The sequence below is a fragment of the Psychrobacter sp. Cmf 22.2 genome (genome assembly GCF_001921745.1).
Lineage (GTDB): Bacteria > Pseudomonadota > Gammaproteobacteria > Pseudomonadales > Moraxellaceae > Psychrobacter.
In genome coordinates this window covers 205682-220803 of sequence record NZ_MRYA01000003.1, presented here as the reverse complement: position 1 = coordinate 220803, position 15122 = coordinate 205682, and the positions used below count along the sequence as shown (strand labels likewise).

10 protein-coding genes are annotated in these 15122 nt (G+C 42.3%); 2 read left to right on the top strand and 8 right to left on the bottom strand.

Features of this window, described 5'->3' with window-relative positions:
• Positions 1–106: 106 nt before the first annotated feature.
• The 6 genes from odhB to sdhC all read right to left on the bottom strand — a co-directional run bounded on the left by odhB (position 107) and on the right by sdhC (position 9319).
• Positions 107–1372, bottom strand: a complete 1266-nt coding sequence (gene odhB / locus BTV98_RS07710) for a 2-oxoglutarate dehydrogenase complex dihydrolipoyllysine-residue succinyltransferase (RefSeq protein WP_075103331.1) — start codon at positions 1370–1372, stop codon at positions 107–109.
• Positions 1373–1556: 184 nt separating this feature from the next.
• The gene (locus BTV98_RS07705; protein WP_075103330.1) at positions 1557–4442 is read right to left on the bottom strand and encodes a 2-oxoglutarate dehydrogenase E1 component; all 2886 of its coding nucleotides are present in this window, start codon (positions 4440–4442) and stop codon (positions 1557–1559) included.
• 961 nt (positions 4443–5403) lie between these two features.
• Positions 5404–6114: a succinate dehydrogenase iron-sulfur subunit gene (locus BTV98_RS07700; protein WP_058367878.1), complete on the bottom strand. Its 711-nt coding sequence runs from the start codon at positions 6112–6114 to the stop codon at positions 5404–5406.
• A 179-nt stretch (positions 6115–6293) separates the two neighbouring features.
• Entirely contained in the window at positions 6294–8144 is a 1851-nt protein-coding gene (gene sdhA / locus BTV98_RS07695; protein ID WP_075103329.1) for a succinate dehydrogenase flavoprotein subunit, read from the bottom strand.
• 381 nt (positions 8145–8525) lie between these two features.
• Positions 8526–8912 carry a succinate dehydrogenase, hydrophobic membrane anchor protein gene (gene sdhD, locus BTV98_RS07690; RefSeq protein ID WP_075103405.1) on the bottom strand — a complete coding sequence of 129 codons (387 nt, stop codon included), beginning with the start codon at positions 8910–8912 and terminating at the stop codon, positions 8526–8528.
• Between the two features lie 20 nt (positions 8913–8932).
• Positions 8933–9319, bottom strand: a complete 387-nt coding sequence (sdhC, locus tag BTV98_RS07685) for a succinate dehydrogenase, cytochrome b556 subunit (protein WP_075103328.1) — start codon at positions 9317–9319, stop codon at positions 8933–8935.
• Positions 9320–10506: 1187 nt separating this feature from the next.
• Here sdhC and gltA point away from each other — a divergent pair.
• Positions 10507–11802, top strand: a complete 1296-nt coding sequence (gene gltA, locus BTV98_RS07680; protein ID WP_075103327.1) for a citrate synthase — start codon at positions 10507–10509, stop codon at positions 11800–11802.
• 88 nt (positions 11803–11890) lie between these two features.
• Here gltA and BTV98_RS07675 read toward each other — a convergent pair whose 3' ends face one another.
• Entirely contained in the window at positions 11891–12841 is a 951-nt protein-coding gene (locus BTV98_RS07675) for a hypothetical protein (RefSeq protein WP_143505696.1), read from the bottom strand.
• Between the two features lie 124 nt (positions 12842–12965).
• Positions 12966–13490, bottom strand: coding sequence for a type IV secretion protein Rhs (locus BTV98_RS07670; protein WP_075103326.1), 525 nt, complete (start codon positions 13488–13490; stop codon positions 12966–12968).
• Between the two features lie 319 nt (positions 13491–13809).
• On the opposite strand from BTV98_RS07670, the gene BTV98_RS07665 reads away from it, so the two are divergent.
• Positions 13810–15099, top strand: coding sequence for a replication-associated recombination protein A (locus BTV98_RS07665; RefSeq protein WP_075103325.1), 1290 nt, complete (start codon positions 13810–13812; stop codon positions 15097–15099).
• Positions 15100–15122: the final 23 nt, after the last annotated feature.

The window sequence follows — 15122 nt, the reverse complement described above, 5'->3', positions numbered from 1 at the left end:
AAGACTGAATGTTATAAACGATAAAGCCTTTTAAAAAGGTATCTATAAATTTTTAGTATAAAAGCAAAAAGCTTGTATCAGTGTGGGCCGATACAAGCTTATAAGCTTATAGGTCTAGTAGTAATAATGATGGATCTTCAACCAATTCTTTGATAGTCACCAAGAACTGTACCGCTTCTTTACCATCGATCATACGGTGGTCATAAGATAGGGCCAGATACATCATTGGTAAGATTTCAACCTTGCCATCGACTGCCATTGGACGCTCGTTGATAGCATGCATACCTAAGATAGCAGTTTGTGGTGGATTCAAGATAGGCGTTGACATGAGTGAACCAAAGACACCACCGTTTGAGATAGTAAACGTACCACCAGTCATCTCATCCAAACCTAACTTGCCTTCTTGCGCTTTGCCGCCAAGCTCACGGATTTTGCTCTCGACATCCGCCATGCTCATGCGATCCGTATCACGAAGTACTGGAACCACTAGGCCACGATCTGATGATACAGCAACACCGATATCATAAAAACCATGATAAACGATATCATCGCCATCCAATGACGCGTTCACTGCTGGGAAGCGTTTTAGCGCTTCAGTAGCGGCGCGTACGAATAACGACATAAAGCCTAGACGTACACCATGACGCTTTTCAAACTTGTCTTTATACTTAGTACGTAAGTCCATCAATGGCTTCATATTGACTTCGTTAAACGTAGTCAACATTGCAGTATCTTGTGATGCTGACAATAAACGCTCGGCAACACGCTTACGCAAACGTGTCATTGGTACGCGTTTTTCAGTGCGCTCACCAACTGACTCAGCAACAGGGCGACCGCTATCAGATTTGATAGAGCTGTCAGCTTTTAGCTTTGGATCTGCCATATCAGTCTTGGTAACACGGCCACCGCGGCCACTACCTTCGACATTCTTTGGATCTACGCCACTTTCTTTGGCAGCTTTACGAACCGCAGGGCTTTGGTCTTTATGATCAGCTTCATCGTGCGGCGCATTTGGACGATTTGAGGTATCGCCGTATCCAGTTTCTTTTTGTTGTACTGGTGCAGCTGGTTGATTTGGATCTACTGCTGGCGCTTCATCAGAGCCAGTATCGGTGTCAGCATCAGAGCTACCACTTGCACCAGCTTCAAACTCTGCGATTAGGTCCGCTGATTCAACCGTATCATCGACTTGTTTGACGATTTTGGTTACAACACCGTCATCAGGTGCAACGACTTCCAACACTACTTTATCAGTTTCGATCTCTGCTAAAAGGTCATCACGATTAACCTGTTGGCCTTCAGTGACATGCCATTCAACAATCGTGCCATCGGCAACCGATTCTGGAAAAACGGGGGCATTAATTTCAGCCATCGATATACTCCTTAGATTTAGATATTACTACTTATTATTAAGTCGTGATAGACAGTTATTTCCTATTTGAAGGTATGTTATTAATAAGAACATACCCACATACATCGTCTACTTCTTGATAATCTAACCATGCAATAGGAACTAACTGCTATCGTCTCATTGATTAATCTTATATTGGTAGCGCTTATTCAGCCAACTCATCGACACTAACGCCTAAACCTTCGGCAACCAGTGTTTGCTGCTGCTGAACATGCAACTTCGGTGAACCAGTCGCTGGCGCTGCACTAGGAGGACGTGCTACTGGCTCCATTACTTTCGCTCTAGTCGGATGCGGTACCACAATACGGAACATATGCGGTGCTAAATAATACCAAGCACCTTGGTTCAGTGGCTCTTCTTGCGTCCAGACGATTTCTTTTAGGTTGCTGTATTTTTCTATCTCAGCAATTAGACGCTCTTCTGGAAGCGGATAAAGCTGCTCAATACGAACGATGGCGACATGCTCTAGACCCAATGCACGGCGCTGCTCAAGTAAGTCGTAATAGACCTTACCGCCACATAATACTAAACGTGTGATCTGATCGGCATTTTGCTCATCAATCTCTGGCAGTACTGTCTCAAACTTGCCATTAGCAAGCTCTTCTAATTGTGAAGTTGCAAGCTTATGACGTAGTAAGCTCTTTGGTGACATAACGATCAAGGGTTTACGTATCGGACGTACTGCTTGACGACGTAATGCATGGAAAATCTGTGCAGGCGTCGTTGGCGTAATAACTTGCATATTGTCTTCAGCACATAGCTGCAAAAAGCGCTCAAGACGGGCTGAAGAATGCTCGGGACCTTGACCTTCAAAGCCATGTGGCAATAGCATGGTTAATCCACACACACGCTGCCATTTGGTCTCGCCACTAGAGATAAATTGGTCAATAACGACCTGGGCTCCGTTGACGAAATCTCCGAACTGCGCTTCCCAAACGATCAATGCGTTAGGTACTGTCGTCGCGTAGCCATACTCAAAGGCTAACACCGCTTCTTCTGATAGCAATGAGTTGTAGGTAGCAAAACGAGCTTGCTGTTCACTAATATGAGCCAACGGCACATACATACTGCCATCGTTGACATTATAAATTTCGCTATGACGGTGTGAGAAGGTACCTCGGCCAACGTCTTCACCAGTAATACGTACCAATATATCGTCATTATCAACGAGAGAGGCATAAGCTAGGGTCTCTGCTGCACCCCAGTTAAGTGGCTCTTCACCGGTTTGCATCGCTAAACGCTGATCTACAACTTTTTGTACTTGGCGTTGAAGCTTATAGCCTTCTGGCATCTCAGCCATACGGCGACCATACTCTTTTAGTTTTTCAATATCGACACCGGTATCCCAGTCGTCGACTAGGTCATGACCTAAGTAAGGCTTCCAATTCACAAAAAGCTGTTCATCAGGATCACTGACTAAAGAATTCACCACATAATCACCACGATCTAGCGACTCACGATATGAGTCCTCGTAGTTTTTGGCTTCACTCTCATCAATTACACCATCTTTGATCAATTGCTGGGCATATATTGCACGAGTCGTTGGTAACTTTTTGATGACTGAATACATCAGTGGTTGAGTTGCAGAAGGTTCATCTGCTTCATTGTGACCGTTACGGCGATAACAGAACAAATCAATAATGATGTCTTTATCAAACTCATGACGGTAATCAAGCGCAAGTTGAGCGGCAAATACCACTGATTCAGGATCATCGCCATTTACGTGTAAAATAGGTGCATGAACCATCTTCGCGACATCAGTACAGTACTCTGTCGAGCGCAAGTCTTCTTGACGGCTAGTAGTAAAGCCGACTTGGTTGTTGATGACGATGTGTAGTGTCCCACCCGTAGTATAGGCACGCGTCTGTGACATCTGAAACGTCTCTTGCACTACGCCTTGACCAGCAAATGCTGCATCACCATGGACAACGATTGGTAGCACCGAGTTACCATCTTTATTATTGTGACGAGCTTGGTCATTACGACGTACTTGACGAGCACGGACAGAGCCTTGTAATACTGGCGCGACAATCTCAAGGTGTGATGGGTTAAAGGCCAATGCTAAGTGCGCTTCACCGCCTGGCGTCATCACATTAGATGAGTAACCGTTGTGATATTTGACATCACCTGAGCCTTTTGCTGGCTGTACTTTACCATCAAACTCATCAAACAAATCAGCTGGGTTTTTACCCAAAATATTAACCAATAAGTTAAGACGCCCGCGATGTGCCATACCGATAACCATCTCTTTGGTACCGTAACCACCAGCACGTTGAATGATTTCGTTAACCGCAGGAATAAAGCTTTCACCACCTTCTAGACCAAAACGTTTTACGCCCGTATATTTACGCGCCAAATACTTCTCTAACCCTTCAGCAGCGGTCAGACGCTCTAAGATAGATAAGCGTTTTTCTTCATCGAATTTGATATAACCTAGGTTGGTCTCAAGATACTTTTCCATCCAGCGCTTTTCAGTACTAGTGGTTACGTGCATGTACTCTACACCGATATGACGGCAATAGACGCGCTCCATAATTTCGATAATCTCGCGCAATGGCGCTTCTTTTTTACCGATATTAAGATCGCTAGTAGGATAGATAGTATCGAGATCAGCTTCTGATAAGCCATGATAAGCGAGGGTTAAGTCTTCTACTGCCGCACGCGGATGCAGCTCTAAAGGATCAAGCTGCGCACGGCGATGTCCACGACGTCGATACGCTGAAATCAGTTGCTGAACACCCATTTGTTTAGGATCAGCACAGTCTTCTGACGTACTTGTCGTTGAGTTATCAGAGGCAGGGCCAATTTTATTGGCAGTCTGATTACGGGCAAGCAATAAAAACTGATCTTTAATGTCATTATGCTTGGCATCGTTAGGAGATTGGTATTGCTTAAAATAATCTTGCCAATCTGTATCGACACTATCTGGATCGCTTAAAAACTGCTCATAAAGGGATTCGATATAAAGGGCATTGTCAGCGGCAAGTTCAGTATGTTCTACGCCAGCTGCTTCTTTCGTTATACTATTCATAATAATCGTCTATTTGATAGATAAATGAATGGAATCGTGCTTATTATTGTGTGTTCTATTATACGCTAAGCTTCTAAAAAAGTTGGTATACATCGTTAAATACTATTGTTAAATACCATTTGCCAGTTACTAACTATTCTGTCAGTGACTAGTAATCAGTGACTATTGTTTACGAGTAATGATCATCAATCGGTTACGTTAAGATTCACTCATAGTTGCCTGATATCATAAATGAGTATGAGCAATGATGTTATCAAGTCCAAACTCGCCAGTATTAACTAATCGAGTAGATAACCTCTTCTTAATCAGCAATTAACAGATGTTTTCAAAGATTTTTTGTAATGAGCATACACTGCTATATAGGGTAACATGTATGAATTACCTGACATAGTTTGTTTGTTCAATACTAAGTATTTACATATTAAATATCAATTATCACTTTACGGACATCATGTATGTATCATCAGTAAAACATCGCTAATAGCTTATAAAAAATTCGCATAAAGAGAGTGATTTCTAATACTTGTGGCTGCCGCTATGATAACATTTTTATGGTTCAAATTTTATGACAAGTTGAGCCACATTGTCTTTATTTATAAAGCTGTCTTAATCTGGCAAAAACCACACTTCTAAAAGATCCTAAAGACCGTAGCTTGTTTAAACTAAACGCATTCTTAGCATTTACTTCTATCATCAATAAGACCATATGATAGCTTGTCAAATAAATAGACTTTTTACCGTGCATAAATTATACAGGTAAATAGTGACCAATCTTTGAACTCTTACACGCTACCAACGTACTGTACGTATAGACTTACATTGATTAAGATAATCTATTTAACTGCCATAAACTGCTAAATACTCACTTTATTGATCTATAAACAGAACCTATCATGCAATAAAGACACCGCCTGATTCACAGACGGTGTCTTTGTATATATGAGAATATCTGGGTATTTAGTTAACCAGCTTGATCTAGTAGTAAATTACGTAGGTTACCGATCGCTTTAGTAGGGTTTAGACCTTTTGGACAGACCGATACACAGTTCATAATACCGCGGCAACGGAATAGGCTGAACGGATCATCCAAGCGTGCTAGCCGAGCTTGCGTATCAGTATCACGGCTATCAACCACAAAGCGGTTAGCGTTAAGCAGCGCTGCTGGCCCTAAGAACTTATCAGGGTTCCACCAGAATGATGGGCAGCTGGTAGAACAGCAAGCACATAAGATGCATTCATACAGACCATTCATCTTTTCACGCTGCTCAGGTGACTGCAAACGCTCGGTTGGCGGCGCTGGTTGCTCATTGATTAGGTACGGATGTACCTTTTCGTACTGCTCGTAGAATTGATTCATGTCAACGACTAAATCACGAACCACTGGCAAACCTGGTAGAGGGCGAACTGTTACCTTTTCAGGTAATGTGTTCATGTTAATTAAACAGGCCAAACCATTTTTGCCGTTGATGTTTACGCCATCAGAACCACAGATACCTTCACGGCATGAGCGGCGGAAGGTGATGGTTTCATCTTCCTTTTTTAAGCGTAATAACACGTCAAGCAACATACGATCGGACTCAAGTAGCTCAATCGTATAAGTCTGCATGCGCGGCGCTGTGTCCTGGTCAGGATCATAGCGATAGATTTCGATGGTGCGAGTACCTCGGCTCATAATGCTAAACTCCACACGTAGGTGATGGCGGGCATACAAAATGTTTGTCATACCAGCGCTGTTGTTCAATCTTCCTCACAGCACTGGCATAAGCTTGTAGCTAGCGGTCACCTTTTTAATAAATGAATAAGGGATAAAACGGTAATCCTATATGTACATAAAATGCATGTCATATAAAATTAATAAACGCGAACTTTTGGCTCGACATAATCGACAGTTAATGGAACCTTGCGAACTGGCTTATAAATGATACGGTTGCCTTCAGAATACCATAGAGTATGCTTCATCCAATCATGATCATTACGGCCGTTTGGTGCGTAATCATCGTCTTCTGGACGATCATAATCAGCAACACTGTGAGCGCCACGGCTCTCATGACGATTAGCAGCCGATATCATAGTGGCCTTAGCAACTTCATAAAGGTTGGCAACTTCAAATGCTTCGATACGCGCTGTGTTAAACACTTGCGACTTATCTGCTAGATGAATGTTTTCAACCTTGTCACCAAGCGCCAAGATTTGCTCTACGCCTTCGTCCATCAATGCTTGCGTACGGAATACACTTGCATGCTTTTGCATGGTTGCACGAATCTCATCTGCCACGTCTTGTGCATTGTAGCCTTCTGTAGACTGTTGCAATTTATCCAAACGACGTACAGTAAAGTCTAATACATGCGGGTCGAGCGGCTTGTAGTTATGATCAGCATGATGATATTCATCAACGATATGCTTACCTGCCGCACGGCCAAATACTAATAAATCAAGCAGTGAGTTGGTACCTAAACGGTTGGCACCATGGACACTAACGCAAGCACACTCACCAATAGCATACAGACCTTTGACGACATCACCTTTGGCATAAAGACCGTCTTCATCCTTACCCGCTTCTAAGTCTGGTACAACTACTTGACCATGAATCGTAGTAGGAATACCGCCCATCATATAATGAATGGTCGGAATAACTGGAATAGGCTCTTTAGTAATATCGACGTTTGCAAAGTTTTTACCAATCTCAAATACCGATGGTAAACGCTTCATGATGGTATCTACCCCTAAATGCGTCATATCCATAACGATATGATCAGCATTAGGACCGCAGCCACGACCTTCTTTGATCTCTTGGTCCATAGAGCGCGATACAAGATCACGTGGGGCTAAGTCTTTAACGGTTGGGGCATAACGCTCCATGAAAGCTTCACCGTCTTTGTTACGTAAGATTGCACCTTCACCGCGACAACCTTCAGTCAACAGTACTCCTGCTCCGTGAACGCCGGTTGGATGGAACTGCCAAAACTCCATATCTTGTAATGGAATACCAGCTCGAACCGCCATACCGATACCGTCACCAGTATTGATATAAGCGTTGGTAGAAGCCGCAAAAATACGACCAGCACCGCCTGTCGCTAACACTGTAATCGGTGACTGGAACACAGCTACCGCGCCTGTTTCTTGCTCAAGTGCTACCACACCATTGATGTTGCCAGCTTCGTCTTTGATCAAATCAAGCGCAATCCACTCGATAAAGAACTCAGTACCTTGCTGTAGGTTTTTTTGATATAGCGTATGTAAGAGCGCATGACCTGTACGGTCAGCAGCAGCGCAAGCACGTTGCACAGCTTTTTCGCCATAGTTTGAAGTGTGACCACCGAATGGACGCTGATAAATCGTGCCATCTTCGTTACGGTCAAATGGCATACCCATATGCTCAAGCTCATAGACGACTTTTGGCGCTTCACGGCACATATACTCGATAGCGTCTTGATCACCCAACCAATCTGAGCCTTTTACCGTGTCATAAAAGTGAAAGTGCCAGTTGTCGTTACTCATGTTACCTAAGCTTGCCCCAATACCGCCCTGCGCTGCAACTGTGTGCGAACGGGTTGGGAATACCTTGGTCAAAACTGCAACCTTCATACCCGCTTCAGCCAAATGTAGTGAAGCACGCATACCTGAACCGCCACCACCGACGATGACTGCATCGTAATTTAAGGTTTTGATGTTACTAATGGTATTATCTTGTCTTGTTGCCATTACGGTTTTCCTAATGCTTGTGAAGTAAATATAAGGAAGTCCAATCAAATATCACGTCAGATTTTTAAGCGTCTTTTGACGATGCTCATTAATCTAGTAATGTTCGTAGACCACCTTTAGCCACTTACTAAAATTTGCATATTCTTCATCATACTCAGCTTAGGATATCTGTCGCTCAATAAGCTTTGTAACGGTGCTCACTACATGATGTCGCGTACTCTATAATGATGAATACGCCTAATTGACACTGTAAATCCGCCCCATACAACATGATGAATCTAATATGGCCACTGACTGACTGCTTTTAAAGGCGTTAAAAGCAATTAAAGTTAACTATACAGTCTGTCATCGTAGCGTCTAAAAATGAGAGGTCTATAATAATTAAACAGCCACAACACCGAAGCCACTACCCCAAAAGATCATAACTCCCCAGAATAGATAAACTAAAATGGCGATAATCATTAAGGTTTGTAATACCATACGTAGTTTTGGCGCGCTTTCACCCATCTTACCAGAGGTAATATAGTCAGTGAATATGGTCCACATACCGACCCAAGCGTGGCCAGCAAGTGCAAGTACCGCAACCAAACTGAATAGACGCATAGGCAAACTGGTCATAAAGTCAGACCATTCGATAAAAGTCACATTACCATGCATCAAAAAGAAGCCAAGTAACACGACGCTATAGACTGCTAGGACGACGGCACTAATACGCTGGACTACCCAATCACGTGTGCCTAGTCCTGTTAGTCCTGTAGCACTTTTGATTCCTGAATCATTTTTTATCATTAGAACATCACCCATACAAATGACGCGACAATTAGAATCGCTGCAATCACTAAACTGACAACAGACACCATACGTGCTGATTTCAGCTCTTCGTTGTTACCGTTATCAGCAAATAAATGCTTGATACCCATTACAAAGTGATATGCAATCGATGCAACGAATATCCATGCTAAAAAGCGAACAAAAACATTATCAAATACGGTTGCAAAGCTCTCAGGTGACGCAAGAGAGGTCTGTAACAACCAAAGCATGACAGGGATTAATAAGAATAGAACAATGCCAGATATACGATGTAGAATTGAAGCTATCGCAATCGGTGAGCGATTAACGGCCATCACTTGGCTCAAAGGCAGATCAATAGGTCGGTTGCTTTTCACAGCGGGCATCCTTTTTGCGGTTATACTCCTGTATCTACTAGCAACGCTAAGTAAGAATCGATCCTACTAAACGTTCAGCAACACATGAGACGAATAAAGTAAGGAAGAGCTAGCTGACTGTGCTAGTTTACGCTAAGTATTAACATGCACTTAACATATAAAACATTTACGATTCACTGTTTATACTACTGAGACAGCGCTCGCTCGTTATCAGTAATCATAGTACTCATATATCATGCTTATATAATGATAATAATTTGTGAGTTCATCTATGGCTATGCTTAAATTGAAACGCTTGTTTTGTCTGTCTAAATTGATATCTTGATAAATATCTAAAATACTATGTTTGCTAGCTTTAAGTTTTAGCTACTAGTATTAAGTATTTTACTTCATAACAGTTAGCCGTCTTTTGAGACGTACAGTTAACTGGTCTATTTTTAATTGGTTTCTTAGTATAACAAGACAAGATCGTTTGACTGCCTTTTCCACAACAAACCGTCTTAAGAACAATATAAAAATAGAACAAAATAAAAATAGAACAAACAACGACAGCACTAAGACTATAAACTATTGTTATGATTACAGATTTACGTATTCAATTTAGCAAAGTATTGTTCGATTTGGTACTTAATAAACGCACGCATGATAATCAACATTGGTTAATATGCGATTAGCATCAGTCAAATCACGCCATTATAAAATGGCTAGCCGACAATTACAAATTTATCCCTTAAATAGTGAAGATCGTGGCGGTTTTAACACAAAACCCATTAATTGTAATAAAATTGTCGCAAGCTTACCTTTTTATAGATATTAATAATTGAGACCAAATTGTGCTACTGGTCATATGCTATACGTTTTTGACAGCATCAACATAAAACCTAGAACAGTAAAACAGATAAAAAGAGTCAAATTCTATCAGATTAATAGTCTTCCTACTTCTTTCATAAAAACGTCAAATTTGCACTAAATAAGCCAACAGACATATTTTGATACAAAAATTACCTAATAGAAATACCCTGAAACCACGTGAATCAGCGGTATAGCTGCTAAAACTCTTTTCTAATTGTATTAAATTACTGGTAACATAGCCTCAATCTTAAATTAGTTAAATCCATATTTGTTCATATAACGACACGAAGATAGGTGTCGTTAGTATTTTATTCTAACAAGCTAAAACCAATGGAGAGGAAATTATGGCTGACAACATTAAGTCAAACAATGAAGCCACATTAACAGTAGATGGTAAGGAATACCAACTTCCTATTATTAACGGGACACTAGGCCGCCCAGTTATCGATGTTGCTGCCTTGCAAGAAGCCGGTTACTGGTCTTATGATCCAGGGTTTAAGGTCACAGCTCCTGTCGAATCAAAGATCACTTTCATTGACGGCGGCAAAGGTGAGTTACTACATCGCGGCTATCCTATCGATGAGTTGGCAAACAACGCTGAGTATTTAGAAGTTGCTTATGCTCTTATTCATGGCGAGCTACCTAACAAAGAACAAAAAGCAGATTTTTTTGAAAAAATCCGCAAGCATTCAGGTGTTCATGATCAACTGCGTAAATTCTTTGAAGGCTTTCGCCGTGATGCACACCCAATGGCCATTATGGTTGGGGTCGTGGGTGCGCTATCAGCGTTTTATCATGAAAGCTTGGATGTCAGCAACGAAGAGCATCGTGAGATCACTGCTATTCGTCTGATCGCCAAAATGCCAGCGCTTGCAGCGATGAGTTATAAGTACTCGCAGGGCGAACCATTCATGTATCCGCGTAATGACTTTAATTATGCTGAAAACTTCATTTACATGATGTTTGCTACGCCTGCTGATGTTGATTACAAAGTAAACCCTGTTATTGCTAAAGCAATGGACAAAATCTTTACTCTACATGCTGATCATGAGCAAAACGCTTCAACTTCTACGGTACGCCTAGCAGGTTCTACTGGTGCAAATCCATATGCTTGTATCGCTGCTGGTATTGCTGCGTTATGGGGTCCATCACATGGCGGCGCCAACGAAGCGGTACTTGAGATGTTAGACGAAATCGGTACTGTTGAGAATGTGCCTGAGTTCATGGAAAAAGTGAAAAGCCGTGAAGTGAAGTTGATGGGCTTTGGCCACCGTGTCTACAAAAACTTTGATCCACGCGCACAAGTAATGAAAGAGACTTGTGATGAAGTATTGGGCGCATTAGGTATCAACGATCCTAAACTTGAGCTTGCAATGGAACTAGAGAAAATCGCTCTAGAAGATCCGTTCTTCATTGAGCGTAACTTGTATCCAAACGTTGACTTTTACTCTGGCATTATCCTAAAAGCCATTGGTATTCCAACGTCAATGTTTACCGTGATTTTCTCATTGGCTCGTACTTCTGGCTGGATCAGCCATTGGTTAGAGATGCATAGCGCACCGTTCAAAATCGGTCGCCCACGTCAGTTATATACTGGTGAAACTAAGCGCGATTTTGTTAAAGTTGAAGATCGTAAGTAACACCTAATAGCTATTATAACCATAAAAAATCCCGCCATTGTGCGGGATTTTTTATGGTTATTTAAATGATGAAGAATGATAAGGATAATTACTGAAACTCTTGCAAGGTTTGCTCATATTTAGCAATTTGCTTATCGTAGTCTTTGATAGTCTCATTAAATTTTGTCATCAAACTTTCAAACTCTTGCTGCTGCGCGAGTTTCATTTGTTGCATATCTTGAGCTTGTTGCGCTTCTATCTGCCGCCATACTTGATGCTGGATAATCAAGCGCGCGAGGGCAGGACTCTTTACGTTTACTCGCTCAGCAATCTCTGCATGTTCAAATAACTGCGGCACTAAAGTGACGATATTGAGCAAGGTATCCGCGTTTTGCGCACTAAGTACAGTAGCTGCTGGTTGATAGAGTGCTTGCATGGCTTGCTGATAACGGTCGATGATTTGTTCTTCTGTCAGTACTTCGGGTTTGCGCGGCTCAAGACTGATACGCTTTAATACTTCTAGATCACGCTCTCCTACTTCCGTACTGACGTTTATTTCAGTTTCAGCATCATTGCTAGCACCCTCAACCGCCGTGTTAGAGGCAGTACCAGCATTAGTGTTGGCACTAGCGTTGGTGTCGTTTTGGCCCGTTATGTTTTCTACTGGTTCAGACGCGCCATCGAGTAATGTTGGGGTGGCACTATCAGAAGCATCAGCTGCTTGCAGTGCCTCATACTCTGCTTGCAAACGTCGCTGCAAACCTTGCATTTGGGCGACGTATAGTGGCTGAAACTGCGCTATACGTGCCTTAGCCGAAGCACTTAACGGCGCAGGCCTGGTGTTTTCGGCCTCAGTTTGAGCGTTTGTTTGACCATCGTCATCTGCTATCGTAGGGTCTGATTGCTGCTGACAGCCAGTCAGTAATAGCGCACCTGCCAGCATCGCTGCTACCACACTGGTTGGTTGCAATGAATATATCCTCGCACTCTTATTTCTGGTACTTTTTTGACCAATTCTATCAACCGCGTCAGGCTTTGAATTCCAAGAATTAAATATCAAGGTACAGCTCCTTTGTTAAAAACAAATATAGCAGATACAATTTATTGTTTATTTCTATGTTGCTAATAGTCATTGCCAAGACAATTATATTTTATAGTAACCATTATAAAATCTGAGTTGTGGATTAAACTGTGAACGGCTTATCATTCTTAATATCTGGCTCTGGCGTCAAAAAAGGAATACAAGCTTGTAAATCTTGACAGTCCTTGCCCAGCTGATGGCGGATAAAATAGTCCTGAACCATACGTGCTTGTTGTTCGATACCATACTTAAAAAAGGGCTTGCCAAGCTTTAAGTCATACTCATAACGACGATTTATAATAGCGCCGCGCACTACTTTTAGACCTTGCTGCAACTGCCAAACGTGAGTGAGCTCATGAATAAGCCAGCTTTGCTTGCTGAGGCTAGCATTGCTAAAATCAGCCACCCAGTCTTCAGGGTGAAAGTATATATTTCCGTTAGGACTGACTGCATAATTTTTGAGTACCCACCATGCCGTTTTCAATTGGACTGCATCAAGCTCGATACTATCGCCAAAGACTGAACGCGCAAGCTTAGTTTCTGCCTTGCTAAGCTTGCGTGATCGCTTGGCAAAACGACTTGATAAACGTAGCCTGTGACTCAATAACTGCTTTATGGAGTAGGTCATGATTATCTCCATCATTAAAATATAGCATCTTTGGCTAATTAACCGATAGATACATGTATAGGCCATACATAAAGCCTATGACCACAAAATAAAAGCATACAGAACATAATCTATATGATTTTTTGACACAAAAACTATCAAAAACCTGTCGCAAACTGTTATTTAGCTGATTTTAAATAATGACAGTATTATAGCTTGGCTGCTACTTGTATGATGTAAAACGAGTATTACACAGACAGTAAACATGAGATGGCAAATACAAATACTTGTCACTGTAGCGAATTTATAGGCAGCTGCCTACAAAAATATAGAGAGTCTTATGGCCCTTAATTTTCATGCTGATGCGCCCCTTGCCCAGCGCATGCGCCCTGCCGCTCTTGATGCGATCATTGGTCAAGCACACTTATTGGCAGAAGGTGCACCGCTACGGCGCTTGGTCGAGCAAAACCATCTGCCTTCGATAATATTACATGGGGAAGCAGGTATTGGTAAGACGACGATTGCCATGCTCCTAGCTGATGCAGTTGGGCGTCCCTTTCATGCACTCTCAGCACTCAATACTGGCGTGAAGCAATTACGTGAAGTATTAGATAGTAAAGATTCATTAGCTTTTGAATCTCCAGTAGTATTTATTGATGAGATTCATCGCTTTAATAAAGCTCAGCAAGACGCGTTGTTAGGTGCTGTCGAGTCTGGTGATATTACTTTGATTGGCGCAACGACAGAAAACCCATCATTTAGTGTCAATAATGCCCTGCTCTCACGCTGCCAAGTATATCGATTAGAACCACTCGATACAGAGCAAATCGCGGCCGTACTAACGCGCGCTATCACAGAAGATACGGTATTAAAAACGCTATCTATTGATTTGCAAGCGCAGGATTTTATTAGCCAGTTAGCGCATGGCGACGCACGCAAAGCATTAAACCTATTGGAGCTGGCGGTACAAACCGCCGACCCAAAGCAGTCGCCTATTATTATCGATGATAAGCTGGTCGGCCGAGTAGCGCAAACTGCGCTAGTACGCTATGACAAAGATGGCGAGCAGCATTATGATATCGTCTCAGCGATGATAAAATCTGTACGTGGCTCTGATCCTGATGCCGCTTTATACTGGATGGCACGAATGCTTGTTGGCGGTGAGCCTGCTGACTTTATAGCTCGGCGCTTGGTTATTTTGGCCAGTGAAGATATCGGGAATGCCAATCCTAATGCTTTACTGCTTGCTGATGCTGCGCTGCGTAGTGTGCAGTCGATTGGTATGCCAGAAGCGCGCATTATTCTAGGGCAAGTCGTGGTCTATCTTGCGACCAGTGCCAAAAGTAATAGCACCTATAATGCGATCAATGCGGCAATGTCGCTGGTAGAAAAAGACGCCTCACCTGTACCGCTGCATTTGCGTAATGGGGTGACCAAACTTATGCAAGAGCAGGGGTATGGTAAAGGCTATGTTTATCCACATAACTACTCCAATCATTATTATCCGCAGACTTATTTGCCTGACAATCTAGTGGGCACACGTTTTTATGAGTATGCAGACAATCAGCGCGAACAGCATAGTAAGCAGTTTATGGATTGGCTTAAGAGCCAAGCACCAACGAGTAAGTAACGATAGTCACAGCTTTTTAGCCT

What these genes read in the sequence shown, in the direction of transcription:
- odhB (WP_075103331.1), bottom strand. Translation starts at nt 1,372, where the DNA reads ATGGCTGAAATTAATGCCCCCGTTTTTCCAGAATCGGTTGCCGATGGC.
- BTV98_RS07705 (WP_075103330.1), bottom strand. Translation starts at nt 4,442, where the DNA reads ATGAATAGTATAACGAAAGAAGCAGCTGGCGTAGAACATACTGAACTT.
- BTV98_RS07700 (WP_058367878.1), bottom strand. Translation starts at nt 6,114, where the DNA reads ATGAGCCGAGGTACTCGCACCATCGAAATCTATCGCTATGATCCTGAC.
- sdhA (WP_075103329.1), bottom strand. Translation starts at nt 8,144, where the DNA reads ATGGCAACAAGACAAGATAATACCATTAGTAACATCAAAACCTTAAAT.
- sdhC (WP_075103328.1), bottom strand. Translation starts at nt 9,319, where the DNA reads ATGCCCGCTGTGAAAAGCAACCGACCTATTGATCTGCCTTTGAGCCAA.
- gltA (WP_075103327.1), top strand. Translation starts at nt 10,507, where the DNA reads ATGGCTGACAACATTAAGTCAAACAATGAAGCCACATTAACAGTAGAT.
- BTV98_RS07670 (WP_075103326.1), bottom strand. Translation starts at nt 13,490, where the DNA reads ATGACCTACTCCATAAAGCAGTTATTGAGTCACAGGCTACGTTTATCA.
- BTV98_RS07665 (WP_075103325.1), top strand. Translation starts at nt 13,810, where the DNA reads ATGGCCCTTAATTTTCATGCTGATGCGCCCCTTGCCCAGCGCATGCGC.